The 14,148-nt window shown below is 72.3% G+C and carries 9 protein-coding genes; 2 read left to right on the plus strand and 7 right to left on the minus strand.

Annotated elements, in window-relative coordinates; translation table 11 throughout:
• Positions 1 to 212: 212 nt before the first annotated feature.
• Positions 213 to 497, minus strand: coding sequence for a WhiB family transcriptional regulator (locus GEV07_21100; GenBank protein MQA05112.1), 285 nt, complete (start codon positions 495 to 497; stop codon positions 213 to 215).
• 487 nt (positions 498 to 984) lie between these two features.
• Positions 985 to 3,063, minus strand: coding sequence for an AAA family ATPase (locus GEV07_21105; GenBank protein MQA05113.1), 2,079 nt, complete (start codon positions 3,061 to 3,063; stop codon positions 985 to 987).
• A gap of 126 nt (positions 3,064 to 3,189) precedes the next feature.
• Between GEV07_21105 and GEV07_21110 the strand changes: the two genes are divergently transcribed.
• Entirely contained in the window at positions 3,190 to 3,435 is a 246-nt protein-coding gene (locus GEV07_21110) for a mycoredoxin (protein MQA05114.1), read from the plus strand.
• A 3-nt stretch (positions 3,436 to 3,438) separates the two neighbouring features.
• Here the strand turns inward: GEV07_21110 and nudC are convergent, their stop codons facing one another.
• Positions 3,439 to 4,326: an NAD(+) diphosphatase gene (gene nudC, locus GEV07_21115; GenBank protein ID MQA05115.1), complete on the minus strand. Its 888-nt coding sequence runs from the start codon at positions 4,324 to 4,326 to the stop codon at positions 3,439 to 3,441.
• 119 nt (positions 4,327 to 4,445) lie between these two features.
• Here nudC and GEV07_21120 point away from each other — a divergent pair, with 119 nt between their 5' ends.
• Positions 4,446 to 5,240, plus strand: a complete 795-nt coding sequence (locus tag GEV07_21120; GenBank protein MQA05116.1) for a thioesterase family protein — start codon at positions 4,446 to 4,448, stop codon at positions 5,238 to 5,240.
• Positions 5,241 to 5,343: 103 nt separating this feature from the next.
• Here the strand turns inward: GEV07_21120 and GEV07_21125 are convergent, their stop codons facing one another.
• The 4 genes from GEV07_21125 to GEV07_21140 all read right to left on the minus strand — a co-directional run bounded on the left by GEV07_21125 (position 5,344) and on the right by GEV07_21140 (position 14,144).
• Positions 5,344 to 8,487, minus strand: coding sequence for an AAA family ATPase (locus GEV07_21125; GenBank protein MQA05117.1), 3,144 nt, complete (start codon positions 8,485 to 8,487; stop codon positions 5,344 to 5,346).
• A gap of 94 nt (positions 8,488 to 8,581) precedes the next feature.
• On the minus strand, positions 8,582 to 11,716 hold the full coding sequence (locus tag GEV07_21130; GenBank protein MQA05118.1) for an AAA family ATPase: 3,135 nt from the start codon (positions 11,714 to 11,716) through the stop codon (positions 8,582 to 8,584).
• Positions 11,717 to 11,770: 54 nt separating this feature from the next.
• Positions 11,771 to 12,934 (minus strand): acyl-CoA dehydrogenase, encoded by a 1,164-nt coding sequence (locus GEV07_21135; GenBank protein MQA05119.1) that lies wholly within the window; start codon positions 12,932 to 12,934, stop codon positions 11,771 to 11,773.
• Between the two features lie 10 nt (positions 12,935 to 12,944).
• Positions 12,945 to 14,144, minus strand: coding sequence for a CoA transferase (locus tag GEV07_21140; GenBank protein MQA05120.1), 1,200 nt, complete (start codon positions 14,142 to 14,144; stop codon positions 12,945 to 12,947).
• Positions 14,145 to 14,148 lie beyond the last annotated feature (4 nt).

A 14,148-nucleotide genomic window follows, 5' to 3' on the forward strand; every position in this document is an offset into this window, starting at 1 on the left:
AACCGCTATCGCGTGGCTGACTCTGCGCTCACGCTCGGCCTCCGCCAGACGGCTGCGCATTCGTTCTCGCGCGTTCTCTTCGGCTAGTAAGTTCACGGCAGTTCTCCTCGATGGTTCTGTGGTCGTAGTGGCCTTTACGGCCTGCTTGGTCTTCGTCGCCATGTGGATTCGCTCTCGCCTCGGCTGGGCCGTGTTGGTCCGGGTCGGACCGGTCAGGCGGCTACCTCTGACTTGCGCGGACGTCCCCGCGGTCGCTTACGCGGTATGACGACGCCCTGCACGAACAGCTCACCGCCCCAGACACCCCACGGTTCACGCCGTTCGAGCGCGGACGCTAGGCACTCGGCACGCACCGGGCAGTCCTGGCACAGCGCCTTGGCGAACTCGACGTCGGCCGGTGACTCGGCAAAGAACAGTTCCGGGTCCTCGGCTCGACAGGGCAACTCGAGATCCAGGGCGAACGGCGCCTCGAACAACGAGTGCACGGTCGCGGACATCGGGGCTGACACCTCCTCGGGTAGAGTTTCTGGTCTGGTGTTGTCGGCTGTGGGCAAACAAAAAGGCCGCGGATCCCGGTTCGGGTTCCGCGGCCTGGAGGCGCCAGTGTGTCTGTTACACCGGATGTCTCCAGGACCGGAGACCCGAAGCTGCACCATCCTTGATGGCGGCCGGGTTCTTCTTGACGAACGTGCGAGGCTGGTCGCTGCCTGCAGGCACAGTGGTCCCCTGGACGTGGGCCTGGGCGGGCGCGATGTACGCACCAAGACCGGACACGAGCCGCTCACGCATGGCGGTGCCACCGGAGGTAGCCGGCTGCGTCACGTTCGTCGTCATCCACGTGCCCATCTCGGCCACCTCCTCTCTCAGTTCGTTCGGCACCGCGTCGTGCGGCCGTAGTTCAGATTATGGGTAGATGCGGTAAGGAGCAACCTAATTTTCGGGTGTTTCACCTTCTGCGCAGAGATACTTCACCATCGGTACGGCTCATCCCGTCTCGACCGATGGTGCCACCAACGCGAGCACGGCCTCGCCGTACAGCTCGAGCTTGCGCGCTCCGACACCGGCGACGGCGGCGAGCTCACCGAGGGTGGTCGGTCGCTGCTCCGCGATGGCGGTGAGTGTCGAGTCGGTGAACACGACGAAGGCAGGTACCTGTTGTTCCGCGGCCGCCTGGCTGCGCCAGTCGACGAGCCGCTCGTACAGCTCGGTGTCGACGTCGGCCGGGCAGCCCAGGCAATGTCCGAGTTTGCGCTCGACTGCACCGGCCAGCTTCCTGCCGCACACCCGGCACGGCGTCGGCCCGGCCTTCGGCGCGCGCTCGGCGGCGGTGGGCTTCGGTCTGGCCGTCGGCTTCGCGCCGGTGAGCAGGCCGCGCAGGAACCTGGTCGGTTCCCTGACGGCGCGCCCGCCAGGTTCCCTGGCGCGTGCCCACGACAGCACCAACCGTTCGCGCGCCCGGGTCACGCCTACGTAGAGCAGCCGACGCTCCTCCTCCAGCTGTGCCGGCGTCACGGCGTAGACGATCGGGACGGCGCCCTCGCTCAGGCCGACGAGGAAGACGACGTCCCACTCGAGTCCCTTCGCCGAGTGCAGGCTCGCCAGCGTCACCCCGGCCGGGGTCGGCGCGTGCTGCGCGGACGCGCGCTCGTCGAGCTCGGCGACCACGTGCTGCACGGTGGCCTCTGGGTCGGCCCTGGTGATCTCCTCGGCCAACCGCACCAGTCCGGCCAGCGACTCCCACCGCTCCCGCGCGGCACCGCTGCCGGCGGGCGGCCGCCGCTGGTAGCCGGCCGTGCCCAGGACGTCGGCGACCTGCTCGGGCAACGGCCGGTCCGGCGTCTCACCGGTACGGGCAGCCGCCTTCAGCAGCACCGTGGCCTCCCGCACCTCAGGCCGGTCGAAGTACCGTTCGGCGCCGCGCACCACGTACGGCACGTCCGCCTCGGTGAACGCGTGCTCGAAGACCGCGGACTGCGAGTTGGCGCGGAACAGCACACCGATCTCGGGCGCCTCGATGCCCTCGTCCAGCAGGTCGCGTACCCGGGCGGCGACGGCCGCGGCCTCGGCGGGCTCGTCGTCGTACGCCGCGATCTCCGGTTCCGGCCCCGCCTCCCGTTGTGCGAGCAGCGTGAGCCGGTGTGCCTCGCTCCTGTCGTTGGCGCGGTCGATCACCGCGTTCGCCAGCCGTACGACCTCCGGGGTGGACCGGTAGTCGCGCTCCAACCGGATCGTCGTCGTGTCCGGGTGCTCGGCGGCGAAGTCGAGCAGGTACGACGGGCTCGCGCCGGTGAACGAGTAGATGGTCTGGTTCGGGTCGCCAACGACGCACACGTCGTGCCGGTCGCCCACCCAGGCGTCGAGCACGAGCTTCTGCAACGGGTTGACGTCCTGGAACTCGTCCACCACGAACTGCCGGTACTGCCGGCGCACCTCCGCCGCGACGTCCGCGTGCTCCAGCAGCACCCCCGCGGTCAGCTCGAGCACGGACTCGAAGTCGAGCAGGTTGCGTTGCTGGAGCAGCTCGTCGTAGCTGGCGAAGACGTTCGCGACGTCGGTCGCGTCGACCGGTGGTCGGCGGCCGGCCTGCAGCATCCGCCGTACGTACGTGTCCGGACGGATCTGGCTGGCCTTCGCCCACTCCACCTCGCCGGTCACGTCGCGCAGCTCCGCCCGGCCGAGGGTGAGCCCGCACTGCCTGGCGGCCTCGGCGACCAGCTTTACCTTGCTCTCCACGATCTTCGGCGGCGGCCCGCCGACCACGCGCGGCCAGAAGTACCGGAGCTGCCGCAGTGCCGCGGAGTGGAACGTACGCGCCTGTACGGTCGGCACGCCGAGCGCCCGCAGCCGGCCGCGCATCTCCCCTGCAGCCTTCGTGGTGAACGTCACGGCGAGCAGCTGGCTCGGCGGCACGAGCCCGCGGCGCACGGCGTACGCGATCCGGTGCGTGATCGCCCTGGTCTTGCCGGTGCCGGCACCGGCCAGTACGCACACCGGGCCCTGGACGGTCTCGGCGACGGCACGCTGCTCCGGGTCGAGCCCGTGGAGTATCGCCTCGACCGACATACGGTCATCTTCGCAAAGCCCGCCGACGTAACGGCGCGTAGGAGGCACCGCCGGTGCGGGAAGGTTTGCCGGGCGCCGCGTGTTCGGGTGGTTGAGACGGAACCGAGACGAAGGGACGCCGCGCCGATGTCGGCTCAGCTCACCATGTACACCACGCAGTGGTGCGGCTACTGCCGCAGGCTGAAGAGCCAGCTCGACCGTGCTGGCATCGGCTTCGCCGAGGTCGACATCGAGGCCGACCCGCAGGCGGCCGAGTACGTCATGAGCGTCAACGGCGGCAACCAGACGGTGCCCACTGTGGTGTTCCCTGACGGCACCGCGCTGACCAACCCCTCGGTAGCCCAGGTCGAGGAGCGGCTCGCCGCAGCCTGACGGTTAGTCGGACAAGGGCTCGCCGTACCAGGTTTCCACCAGGCGGCGGGCGATGGAGACCGGTGGCGGCAACAGCAGCGAGCCGTCCGCCAGGGCGGCGGTCAGCTCGGCCTTGCTGAACCACCGCGCGTCGGCGAGCTCCCGTTCGTCCACGGCGAGCTCGCCGCCGACCACCCGGGCGGTGAAGCCGAGCATCAGGCTGGACGGGAACGGCCAGGGCTGGCTCGCGACGTAACGTACGTCGTCGACGCGCAGGCTCACCTCTTCCTCGACCTCGCGTGCCACCGCGTGCTCCAGCGCCTCGCCCGGCTCGACGAAGCCGGCGAGCACGGAGAACCGCTTCGCCGGCCACACCGCCTGCCGCCCGAGTACGCACCGGCCGTCGTCGGCGTAGACCAGCATGATCACCGCGGGGTCGACCCGCGGGAAGTGGCTGCTGCCGTCGGCGGGACAGTCGCGCTGACTGCCGCCGTGCACGACGTCCGTCGGTGTCCCGCACCGCGGGCAGTGCTGGTGCGTGGCGTGCCAGCGCTCCAGCGCTACGGCGTGCACCACCAGGCCGGCCTCCTGGTCGTCCAGCGTGGTGCCGATCTCCCGCAGGCCGGCCGGCCGCGCGCCGTCGAGCCCCTCAGGCAGGGCGGATCGCACGGCGAAGAACGTGCCGCCGTCGCCGCGCCCCAGGTAGTACCGCTCCCCCGGCGGCGCGTCGTCGGGGACGACGGTGACCAGCCGCGTCCCCGCATCGTCGACCAACGTCTCGCCGTCCGAGACGACGAGGACGCGAGTCTGTGGCGCGGCCCAGAGCTCGTCCAGTACGGCCGCGTCCTCGCGGGCGTAGCAGTCGCGGTCCACGGTGGCACGGGCGAGGGCGAGGTGCGGGAGACTACTCACGCCCCGAGATTAACCGGGCGCCGCCGTCGGCGCATCGGGTGCGTCGGTCAGACTGTCCGGTGGGTTGCGGCGCCGCGTCGTGGCCGGGCGACGGAACCGCAGGCAGGAAGGACACCGTGATGCCGAACGACGCACCGGCCGAGCTCCCCGAGGCGTTCTACGTCCCTGCCGGTGAGAACAGGTTCGAGCCTACGTACGCGACGGAGAGCCCGTGGGAGTCCGAGGCGCAGCACGGCGGGCCGCCCACCGCACTGCTCGGGCACCTGATGCGCGCCGTGGACCCGCAGCCGGGCTTCCGGCTGGCCAGGATGACCGTCGAGTTCCTGGGTGCCGTGCCGCGACAGCCGCTCGAAACGGCCGCGCGCGTGGTCCGTCCGGGCAAGCGGATCCGGCTGCTCGAGGCGGAGCTGACCGTGGCCGGCCGGCCGGTCGCGCTCGCCCGCGCCTGGGAGATCACCACCAACGGCAACTCCGCGGACCCGCCTGGACTGCCCGCGGACATCCCGCCCCCACAGCCGCAGCGGTTCTTCTCCGGCTGGGACCGGTGGGGCTACGGGGAGGCGATCGACTGGCGCTGGATCCACGGCTCGCTCGACGACCTCGGCCCGGCCGCGGTGTGGACACGCCCCAGGATCCCGCTGGTCGCCGGCGTGCCGCTGCAGCCGCTCGACCGGGTGCTGCTCACCGCGGACGCGGCGAACGGGATCAGCGGCGTGGTGCCGCTTGACGGCTGGCTGTTCATCCCGCCGGCCGCGACCGTCACCGTGCACCGACACCCCCACGACGAGTGGGTGTGCATCGACGCCGCAACCGTAGTCAGCGGCGACGGCATCGGCTCGACCACCGGCACCCTCGGCGACCGCTACGGCGAGCTCGGCTCGGTGACCCAACCACTGCTCGTCGCCCCGCGCTGACCCTCACGGCTCCGTCGACAGGGCGCCGATCAGCGCGGCGAGGCCGCCGGCGTCGAGCAGATCGATGGGGCCGGCCCAACAACCCGCCGGCACAGCACCGACCTCATTCCTCGGTGGGCAGGGTGCGGATGAGTGCGGCGAGGCCGTCGGCGTCCAGGAGGTCTACGGGGCTGATGGTGCGGGCGGAGCGGACGTAGTGGAACGACGCGCGCACCTGGTCGAGTGGCACGTCGTGCAGGCGGGCCCAGGCCAGTCGGTACGCGGCCAGCTGCACCGCTACGGCCTGCTCCTCGTCCGGGCCCGGTGGGCTGCCGGTCTTCCAGTCGACGACCTCGTAGCCGCCGTCGTCGGTGGGGAACACCGCGTCCATTCGGCCGCGGACCAGTACGCCCTCGACGTGCATCTCGAACGGCACCTCGACGTCCAGCGGCACCCGGTCGGCCCACGCGCTGGCCTCGAAGCGCTCCCGCAGCAGCTCGAACTCCGCGTCGCCTGCACCGCCCACGTCGCCGGCGCCCGGCTCGTCGTCCGGGCCGAACAGCCGCTGCTGCCCCCACCGCGCCTCCAGGTACCGGTGGAACACGGTGCCGCGCCTGGCGCGCGGCTCCGGGCGCTGCGGCACCGGGCGGCGCAGGTCGAGCGCGAACCGGTCCGGGTCGCGCGCCAACGCGACGAGCGCCGACACCGACAGGTGCTCGGGCAGCTCGACCTGCTGGTCGTGGCTACGCCTGTTCGCCGCGAGCTCGGTGAGCAGCAGCTCGACGTCGGTCGCCCAGTCGTCCTCGGCCGTCGTCGGTGCCAGCGGCAACGCCGTCGTCGCCTCGGTCACCAGGTCGGCGCCCGCGCGCACCTCGGCCACCACCTCGGGATCCTGGTCGACCGGCCACCAGGCCGTCGAGCCACCGGCGAGCAGCGGGTTCTCTGCGACCGGCTCCTCCACCCAGTCGCGCACCCGGCCGCTGCCGGACTGGCACGCGTCGCGTACCTCGGTGAGGAAGCTGGACGGGCCGAGCGGCGTGACACCGGTGCCCCAGTGGTAGCCGGTGCAGCACAGCAGCCGCTGCGCCCTGGTCACCGAGACGTAGAACAGCCGACGCTCCTCCGCCGCCTGCCGCGCCATTGTCGCGGCCGTATAGCGCTGCGCGTCGTCGCGGCCCACCCCGGCGAGCTGCGGCAGGTCGCGCGCGTCGCCGCGTAACGCGAACGGCAGCAGCCGCGCGTTGTCGGTCCAGCTGGTGGACGTCTGCGCCCGCGCGGGGAACACCGACACCTTGCTGCCGCTGGCGAGCCCGGGCACGAACACCACCGGCCACTCCAGGCCCTTCGCCGCGTGCACGGTCATCAGCTTGACGCTGTCCGAGTCGCCGACGTGCGGGATCTCCAGCCCGGACTCCTGCTCCTCCGCCGCGTCGAGGTACGCGAGGAACGCGCCGAGCGTCGGGCGTTCGTCGTCGCGGGAGAACCTGGCGGCCTCCTCCGCGAACGCGTCCAGGTCGGCGCGCGCGGCCCGCGGGTCGCTGCCGGGACGGGCCGCGACCTCGATGTCCAGCCGCAGCGTGCGCTCGACCTCGGCGACCAGTTCGGGCAGCGGCAGCTGGACGCGCTCGCGCAGCACCCGCAGCTCCGCGGCCAGCGCGCGGAACCTGGCGTACGCGCGCGCGGAGTACGCCTGGTGCGGCCCTGTGTCGTCGAGCGCGTCCGCGAGGCTGCCGAGGTCGAGCTCGGAGAGCACGGCGTTCGCGAACGGGTCCTGCGGCTGGTCGGCAGCCTCGTCGTCGACCCGCACCAGCTGCCTGGCGCGGCGGCCGAGCGCCACCAGGTCGCGCGCGCCGATCCGCCAGCGCGGCCCGGTGAGCAGCCGGATCAGCGACGCGTTCGCCGTCGGGTCGTAGAGCACCCGCAGCGTGGACACCACGTCGGCGACGACGGGCACGGTGAGCAGTCCGGTGAGGCCGACGATCTCCACCGGCACACCGCGGCTCTCCATCGCCTCGCGCAACCGGGTGATCTGGCTGCGTTTACGTACCAGCACGGCGATCTCGTACGGCCGGCACTCCTCCGCCTCGACCAGGCCGGCCACCCGCGCGCCGACCCACTGCGCCTCGTCGTCGACGGTCTCCAGCAGCGCGCACTCGACCTCGCCGGGGTCCTCGAGCACCGGCGCGGGCACCAGCGGCTTGCTCACGTCCGCCGACCGCAGCGGATCGACGACGGCGTTCGCGACGGTCAGCACCCGCTCGACGTTGCGGAAGCTCCAGGTGAGGTGCAGCCGCGTGGTCGGGGCGCCGTCGGCGGTCGGGAAGTCGTCGGCGAACCGGCGCAGGTTGCCGGCCGTCGCGCCGCGCCAGGAGTAGATCGACTGGGCCGGGTCGCCGACGGCCATCACAGGGAAGCCGTCGGGGAACAGGCCGCGCAGCAGGGTGAGCTGGCTGTGGCTGGTGTCCTGGTACTCGTCCAGCAGCACGGCGTCGAACATGGACCGTTCCACCCGGCCGACCGCCGGATGCCTGGACGCCAGCCGGGCGGCGGCGGCCATCTGGTCGTCGAAGTCGATCAAGCCGGCCGCCTGCTTCGCCTGCTGGTACTGCGCCACGAGCGGCAGCAGCTGACCGCGCACGCGCTGGTTCTTCAGCAGCCGGGTGACCAATGCCGGCCGGCCCTTCTGCTGCGCGGCCGCACGCGCCTCCCAGCGCTCCTGGTCGAGCACGATGTCGTCCGGCCCGACCAGGTGCTCGGCCATCTCGCCGGCGAGCTCGAGTACGGCGGCGGTGACCGTGCTCGGCGTCCACTCCACCGCGTCCATCGGGCCGTCGTACCTGGCCACCACGGTGTGCGCGAGCTGCCACTGCACGGCAGGCGTCACCAGCCGGGCACCGGGCTCAGCGCCGTCGCGCAGCGCGTGCATCCGGTAGATGCGCCCGGCGTACGCGTGGTACGTGGAGATCACCGGGTCGCCGGCGAGCCGTTCCGCGCCGAGGGAGCCGCTGAACTCGGGCTGCGCCCGCAGCCGGTCGAGCCAGTCGCGCACCTTCACGCCGAGCTCGCGCGCGGCCTTGCGGGTGAAGGTCAGGCCGAGCACCTGCTCGGGCAGCGAGAGCCCGTTCGCGACCAGCCACACCACCCGGCGCGCCATGGTCTCGCTCTTGCCTGACCCGGCGCCCGCGACCACCACGCACGGCGCCGTGGGCGCGGCGATGACGGCGGCCTGCTCCGGCGTCGGCTCGGGCGCGGCGCAGATGCGCGCCAGCCGGAACGGGTCGTACCTGACCTCCTGCGACAGGGCAGTCACCGGCGCCACCCCCACCGACCGGGCACGGGGGCGGCCACCGGCAGCTCACTCGTCATGGGTGCACCTGCCCGCCCTCGTCCTGCAGCGGGCACGACGACCGCACCTTGCACGACCCGCAGTGCGAGTTCAGCTGGGCGACGAAGCGCGCCTGCGACATCCGCGCCGCCACGTCCGCGACCAGGTCGTCCACCCAGCCGGGGTCGTCGTCGTCCGCGAGTGCCTGCTGTGCCTGCTCCTTGACGGTCTTGCCCTTGCCGAGCTGGACGAGCGCAGCGCCGCCCGGCTGCTCCACGCCGAGCGCGGCGAACGCGCCCAGCCGGGCGGCGAGCTGGTAGACGCCGAGCTGCGGGTGCCTGCCGATGCTGTCGTCCGCGGGCGCCGACCGCCCGGTCTTCAGGTCGATGACGTACGCACGGCCCTGCTCGTCGCGCTCCACCCGGTCGACCCGGCCGGACAACCGCAGCCGGCCGGTACGGACGTCGAACGGCTGCTCGGCGGCGAGCAGGGTGCGGGAGTTCTGGCCGCGCCAGCCGACGTACCGCTCCACCATGGCCGCGGCGTCGCTCTCCCTGCGCCGGGTGAACCAGCGGCTGCCGAGGTCGAGCTGGCCGAACACCTCGCTCAACCGGGCCTGCAAGTCGTCCAGGTCCGCACCGGTCGGCTCGGGCGCGAGCGCGGCGAGCGCGTGCACGACGTTGCCGACGCTCTGCGCGGCGCCCACGTCGGCCGCGCCGACCGCACGTTCGAGCAGCCAGCGCAGCCCGCACGCGCCGAACCCCTCGACCTGCGACGGGGACAGCGTGATCCGGTCGTCCTCGCCGTACAGCGGGTGTTGTGCGGAGAGCTCGGTGGTCGCGTACCACTCGTCCGGGTCGGCCCCGCGGACGTTGTCGCCGGCCAGCCTGGCCAGGTGCGCCGCCGCCACCGCGCGGCGACCGCCCGACGACGTGCCGTCGGCGACCGTCGCGCGCAGCTCGGCGACCAGCGCCGGCAGCGTCAGCGCGCGGGGCATCCGTACACCGGCCTGCTCCGGTTCGACGCCGAGGTCGCCGAGGAACCTGGCGGGCTGCTCGTCGCCGTCCACCCCGCCGAGGACCGCGGTGACCACCAGCCGGCTGCGTGCGCGGGTGGTGGCGACGTAGAACAGCCGGCGCTCCTCCTCGAGCAGCTTCGCGGCTATCGACGGCACGAGCGGCTCGTTGCCCTGCGCCACCTCGACGAAGTCCTCGACGCCGAGCAGCGTGCCGCGCAGCCTGGTGTCCGGCCAGATGCCCTCCTGCACACCGGCGACGACGACGAGCTCCCACTCCAGGCCCTTCGACCGGTGCGCGGTGAGCAGGCGCACGGCGTCGGCGCGGGGCGCCTGCTCCCCCAGCGTGTCGCCGGGGATCTCCTGCGCGACCAGGTCGTCGAGGAAACCCACCGGGCTGCCGCCTGGCATCCGGTCGGTGTACCTGGCGGCCGCGTCGAACAGCGCGCACGCCGCGTCCAGGTCGCGGTCGGCCTGCTGGCCGCGGAACCCGCCGCGCAGGCTGACGTCGCGCCACCGCTGCGCCAGCCCGGAGCCTGACCACAGCTCCCACAGCGCCTCCTCAGCGGAACCGCTCTGCACCGCCTGTGCGGTCTTCGCGAGCAGCTGCGCGAGGCGGTCCGCGGGACCCCTCGCGTCCGGGTGGACGAGCGCGCGCTCGCGTTCGTCGAGCAGCGCGGCGGGCAGCAGCTCGGCGACCGTGCGGGTGCCGCCGGCGTCGTGCTCGACATCGCGCAGCGCCCGCCGCAGCCGGCGCAGCGCGAGCGGGTCGGCGCCGCCGAGCGGGCTGCACAGCAGCTCGGTTGCCGCGTCCTCGTCGAGCGCGTCCGGCTGGACGGCCGCGCGCAGTGCGAGCAGCAGCGGCCGCACCGCGGGCTCGTGCACGAGCGGCACCTCGTCGCCTGCGACCACTACCGGCACGCCGGCCGCCGTCAGCGCGCGCTGCAGCGGCGCCGCCTGCAGGTTGGCGGACCGCACGAGCACGGCCATCCGCTGCCAGGCGATGCCGTCGACCAGGTGTGCACGGCGCAGCACGTCGGCGACGTTGGCCGCCTCCTGCTCCCGGCTCGCCAGCAGGCTGACGGCCACGCTGCCCGGGTCCTCCGTACGAGCCGAGGTGAGCATCCGGTGCGTGGACCGCGCGCCGGGCAGCCGCGACGCGACGCGACGCGACGCGGTGAGCAGGGTGGGCCCGGACCGCCGGCAGGTACGCAGGTCGACCACGCCGGCCGGCCGCCGGTCCACGGTGCGGAACACCTCGGGGAACCGCTCGATGCAGCTCACGTCCGCACCGCGGAACCCATAGATCGACTGGTCGGGGTCGCCGACCACGGTGAGGTCGCGCCCCTGGCCGGCGAGCGCGTAGAGCAGGCCCTCCTGGGCCGGGTCGGTGTCCTGGTACTCGTCCACGAACACCGCGGCCCGCGTCTCCCGCTCGCGCGCGCCGACGCCGCCAGGCTCGGGCGCGTCGAGCAGCGCGATGGCCTCGCGCACCAGCGAGGCGTAGTCGAACGCGCGCGCCCACTCCACGTCGAACCGGCCGGCGTAGCGCTCCATGAAGCCGGCGACCGCCGTCCACTCCTCGCGGCCGTACTCCTTGCCGAGCAGCGCCAGGTCGGCGGCGGTGCAGTCGCGTTCTGTGACCCGCAGCATCAGGTCGCGCACCTCTTCGGCGAAGCCGCGGGTGCCCAGTGCCGGCCGCAGCGCCGCCGGCCAGTACGACGCACCGTCCTCGATCTCCCCCTCGAGCAGCCGCCTGATCTCCACCAGGTGCTCGGGGCCGGACAACAGCCGCGGCGGCGGCTCACCGTTCAGCACGGCGGCCTTGCGCACCAGCGCGTACGCGTACGAGTGGAAGGTGAGCGCGAGCGGCTCCTGCATGGTGCGGTCGAGCCGCGCGGTGATCCGCTCGCGCAGCTCACCGGCGGCCTTCCGGCTGAACGTCAGCACCAGCACCTGCTCGGGCGCCAGGCCGCGGCCGGCGATGCGGTCGACAACCGCCTCGACCAGCGTGGCGGTCTTGCCGGTACCCGGCCCGGCGCGTACGAGCAGCGGCCCGCCCGGGTGCTCTACGACGCGGCGCTGGGCGTCATCCAGCTGGGGCGCGGCGCCAGCCGGTTTCGGACGACGAACCAGCCGGAAGCTCCGGACTTGCACGCCCCGATTCCACCAGATCCGGCGGACAGCGCGGGCAGTACCCGCCGAGCGGCGTCAGGCGACGGTGCCGCGGCCGGTGGTGAGGGCCTTCGCGATGACCGTCTTCAGGATGTCGTTGGTGCCCTCGCCGATCGCCATCAACGGCGCGTCGCGGTACAGCCGCTCGACGACGAACTCCTTGGAGTACCCGTAGCCGCCGTGCACCTGCATCGCCGCCAGCGAGCAGTCCAACGCCGCCTGCGAAGCATGCGCCTTGGCCATCGCGGTCTCCATGTCCACCCGCTCGCCCGCATCCGCACGCGACGCCGCCCAGTACACCATCAGCCGCGACGACTGCACCTGCATCGCCATGTCCGCCAGCTTCAGCTGGATCGCCTGGAAGTCCTGGATCTTCTGTCCGAACGCCTCCCGCTGCCCGGCGTACTGCAACGCCTCGTCGTACGCCGCCTGCGCAACACCCAACGACCGCGCGGCCACATTGATCCGGCCGGTCTCCAACCCCGACAACGCCTGCTGCAGCCCCCGCCCCTCGACACCGCCGAGCAGCTTCGCCGCCGGCACCCGCACCTCGTCGAGCACCACCTCACACGACTCGGTGCCCTTGTAACCCAGCTTCGGCAGGTCCCGCTGCACGGCGAAACCCGGCGTGTCCGCATCCACGAGGAAGACCGACATACCCTTGTGCGCCGGGCTCGCCGTCGGATCGGTCTTGCACAACACCGGCAACGGGTCGGCATGCCTGGCGTTGGTGATCCAGGTCTTCGTCCCGCTGAGCACGTAGCTGTCGCCGTCGCGCCTGGCGGTGGTCTGGATGCCCTGCAGGTCCGTGCCCGCGTTCGGCTCGGTCAGCGCCACCCCCGTACGACGCTTCCCGGTCGCCAGGTCGGGCAGGTAGGTGCGCTGCTGCTCCTCCGTGCCATGCCGCGCGATCATCCAGCACGACAACGAATGACTACCGAGGATCCCCGCAATACCCATCCAACCCCGGGAGATCTCCTCGAACACCAACGCGAACGACACCATGTCCGCGGCCATCCCGCCGAACTCCTCCGGCACCGTCAACCCGAACAGGCCAAGCTGCCGCATCGTCGCCACGATCTCCGTGGGATACCGGTCCGACGCCTCCCACTCCTGCGCGACCGGACGGATCTCCCGATCCACGAAGTCACGCAACGACTCACGGAACAACCGCTGCTCGTCACTGAGCTCGAAATCCATGCTGATCTCCCTACCGGTCACCGAACGCCCCGGCCGCACCGAGGTCGGAGATCTTCTCCTCGTCGTAGCCGAGCAGGTCGCGCAGTACGTACGCGGAGTCCTCGCCGCGCTGCGGCGCCCTGCGGTGCTCGGCGCGCGGCGGCCCGACCCGCACCGCCGTGCCGGGTTGCCGCACGGTGCCGAACTCCGGGTGCTCGGTCTCCACGACCAGCCCGCGGGCGAGCGTGTGCTCGTCGGCCAGTGCCGCGGCGACGGTGTTCACCGGGCCGCACGGCACGCCAGCCGCGCGCAGCTCCGTCAGCCAGTGTTCGACGGGCTGCTGCGCGAGGATCTCGGTCAACACCGACAGCAGCTCGTCGCGGTGTTCGCCGCGGTCGACGAACGTAAGGAACCGCGGGTCGTCGGCCAGCTCCGGGCGCTCGATCACCTTTGTCAGCCGCTGCCAGAACTTCTCCTTGGCACAGCCGATGACCAACCAGCCGTCGGACGCCTCGAACGCCTGGAACGGCACCAGCGAAGGGTGCGCAGACTGCGCCATGCGCTGCGGCTCGTAGCCCCCGGTGAGCTGCCAGGCGCCGACGTACGCGAGCAACGACACCGCGACGTCGTAGAGGCTCACGTCGCAGTCGGCGCCGACACCGTCGCGGCGCGCCTTGTGCACGGCGGCGAGCAACGACAGTGCGGCGACGTAACCACCGGAGTAGTCGACGAGCGACAGCCCGGACTTCGTCGGTGGGCCACCGGGCTCGCCGGTGACCGACATCCAGCCGGCCATCGCCTGGAGCACGTAGTCGTAGCCGGGTTCCTTGCTGCGCGGGCCGGTCATGCCGAAGCCGCTCAGTGAGCAGCAGACGATGCGCGGGTTGAGGTGCTTGAGGTCGTCGTAGCGCAGCCGCAGCTTCGCCGGCACGTCGCCACGCAGGTTGGAGTAGACGACGTCGGCGTTCCGCACCAGGTCGTCGAACACCGCACGCCCCTGCGGCGACCCGATGTCGAGCGACAGCGAGCGCTTGTTGCGGTTGAACGCCTCGAAAAACAGCGAGTCCTCGCCCTCGTGGTACGGCGGGACGTACCGGCCGACGTCACCGCCGGCGGCCGGGTCCTCGATCTTTATGATCTCGGCGCCGAGGTCCGCCAGCTGCAGGCTGCCCCACGGCCCTGCACCGTACTGTTCCACCGCGACGATGCGCAGGTCCTCGAGCGGTTTCATGACG

The sequence above is a fragment of the Streptosporangiales bacterium genome, assembly GCA_009379825.1.
Taxonomy (GTDB): Bacteria; Actinomycetota; Actinomycetes; order Streptosporangiales; family WHST01; genus WHST01.

What these genes read in the sequence shown, in the direction of transcription:
- GEV07_21100 (MQA05112.1), bottom strand. Translation starts at nt 497, where the DNA reads ATGTCCGCGACCGTGCACTCGTTGTTCGAGGCGCCGTTCGCCCTGGAT.
- GEV07_21105 (MQA05113.1), bottom strand. Translation starts at nt 3,063, where the DNA reads ATGTCGGTCGAGGCGATACTCCACGGGCTCGACCCGGAGCAGCGTGCC.
- GEV07_21110 (MQA05114.1), top strand. Translation starts at nt 3,190, where the DNA reads ATGTCGGCTCAGCTCACCATGTACACCACGCAGTGGTGCGGCTACTGC.
- GEV07_21120 (MQA05116.1), top strand. Translation starts at nt 4,446, where the DNA reads ATGCCGAACGACGCACCGGCCGAGCTCCCCGAGGCGTTCTACGTCCCT.
- GEV07_21135 (MQA05119.1), bottom strand. Translation starts at nt 12,934, where the DNA reads ATGGATTTCGAGCTCAGTGACGAGCAGCGGTTGTTCCGTGAGTCGTTG.
- GEV07_21140 (MQA05120.1), bottom strand. Translation starts at nt 14,144, where the DNA reads ATGAAACCGCTCGAGGACCTGCGCATCGTCGCGGTGGAACAGTACGGT.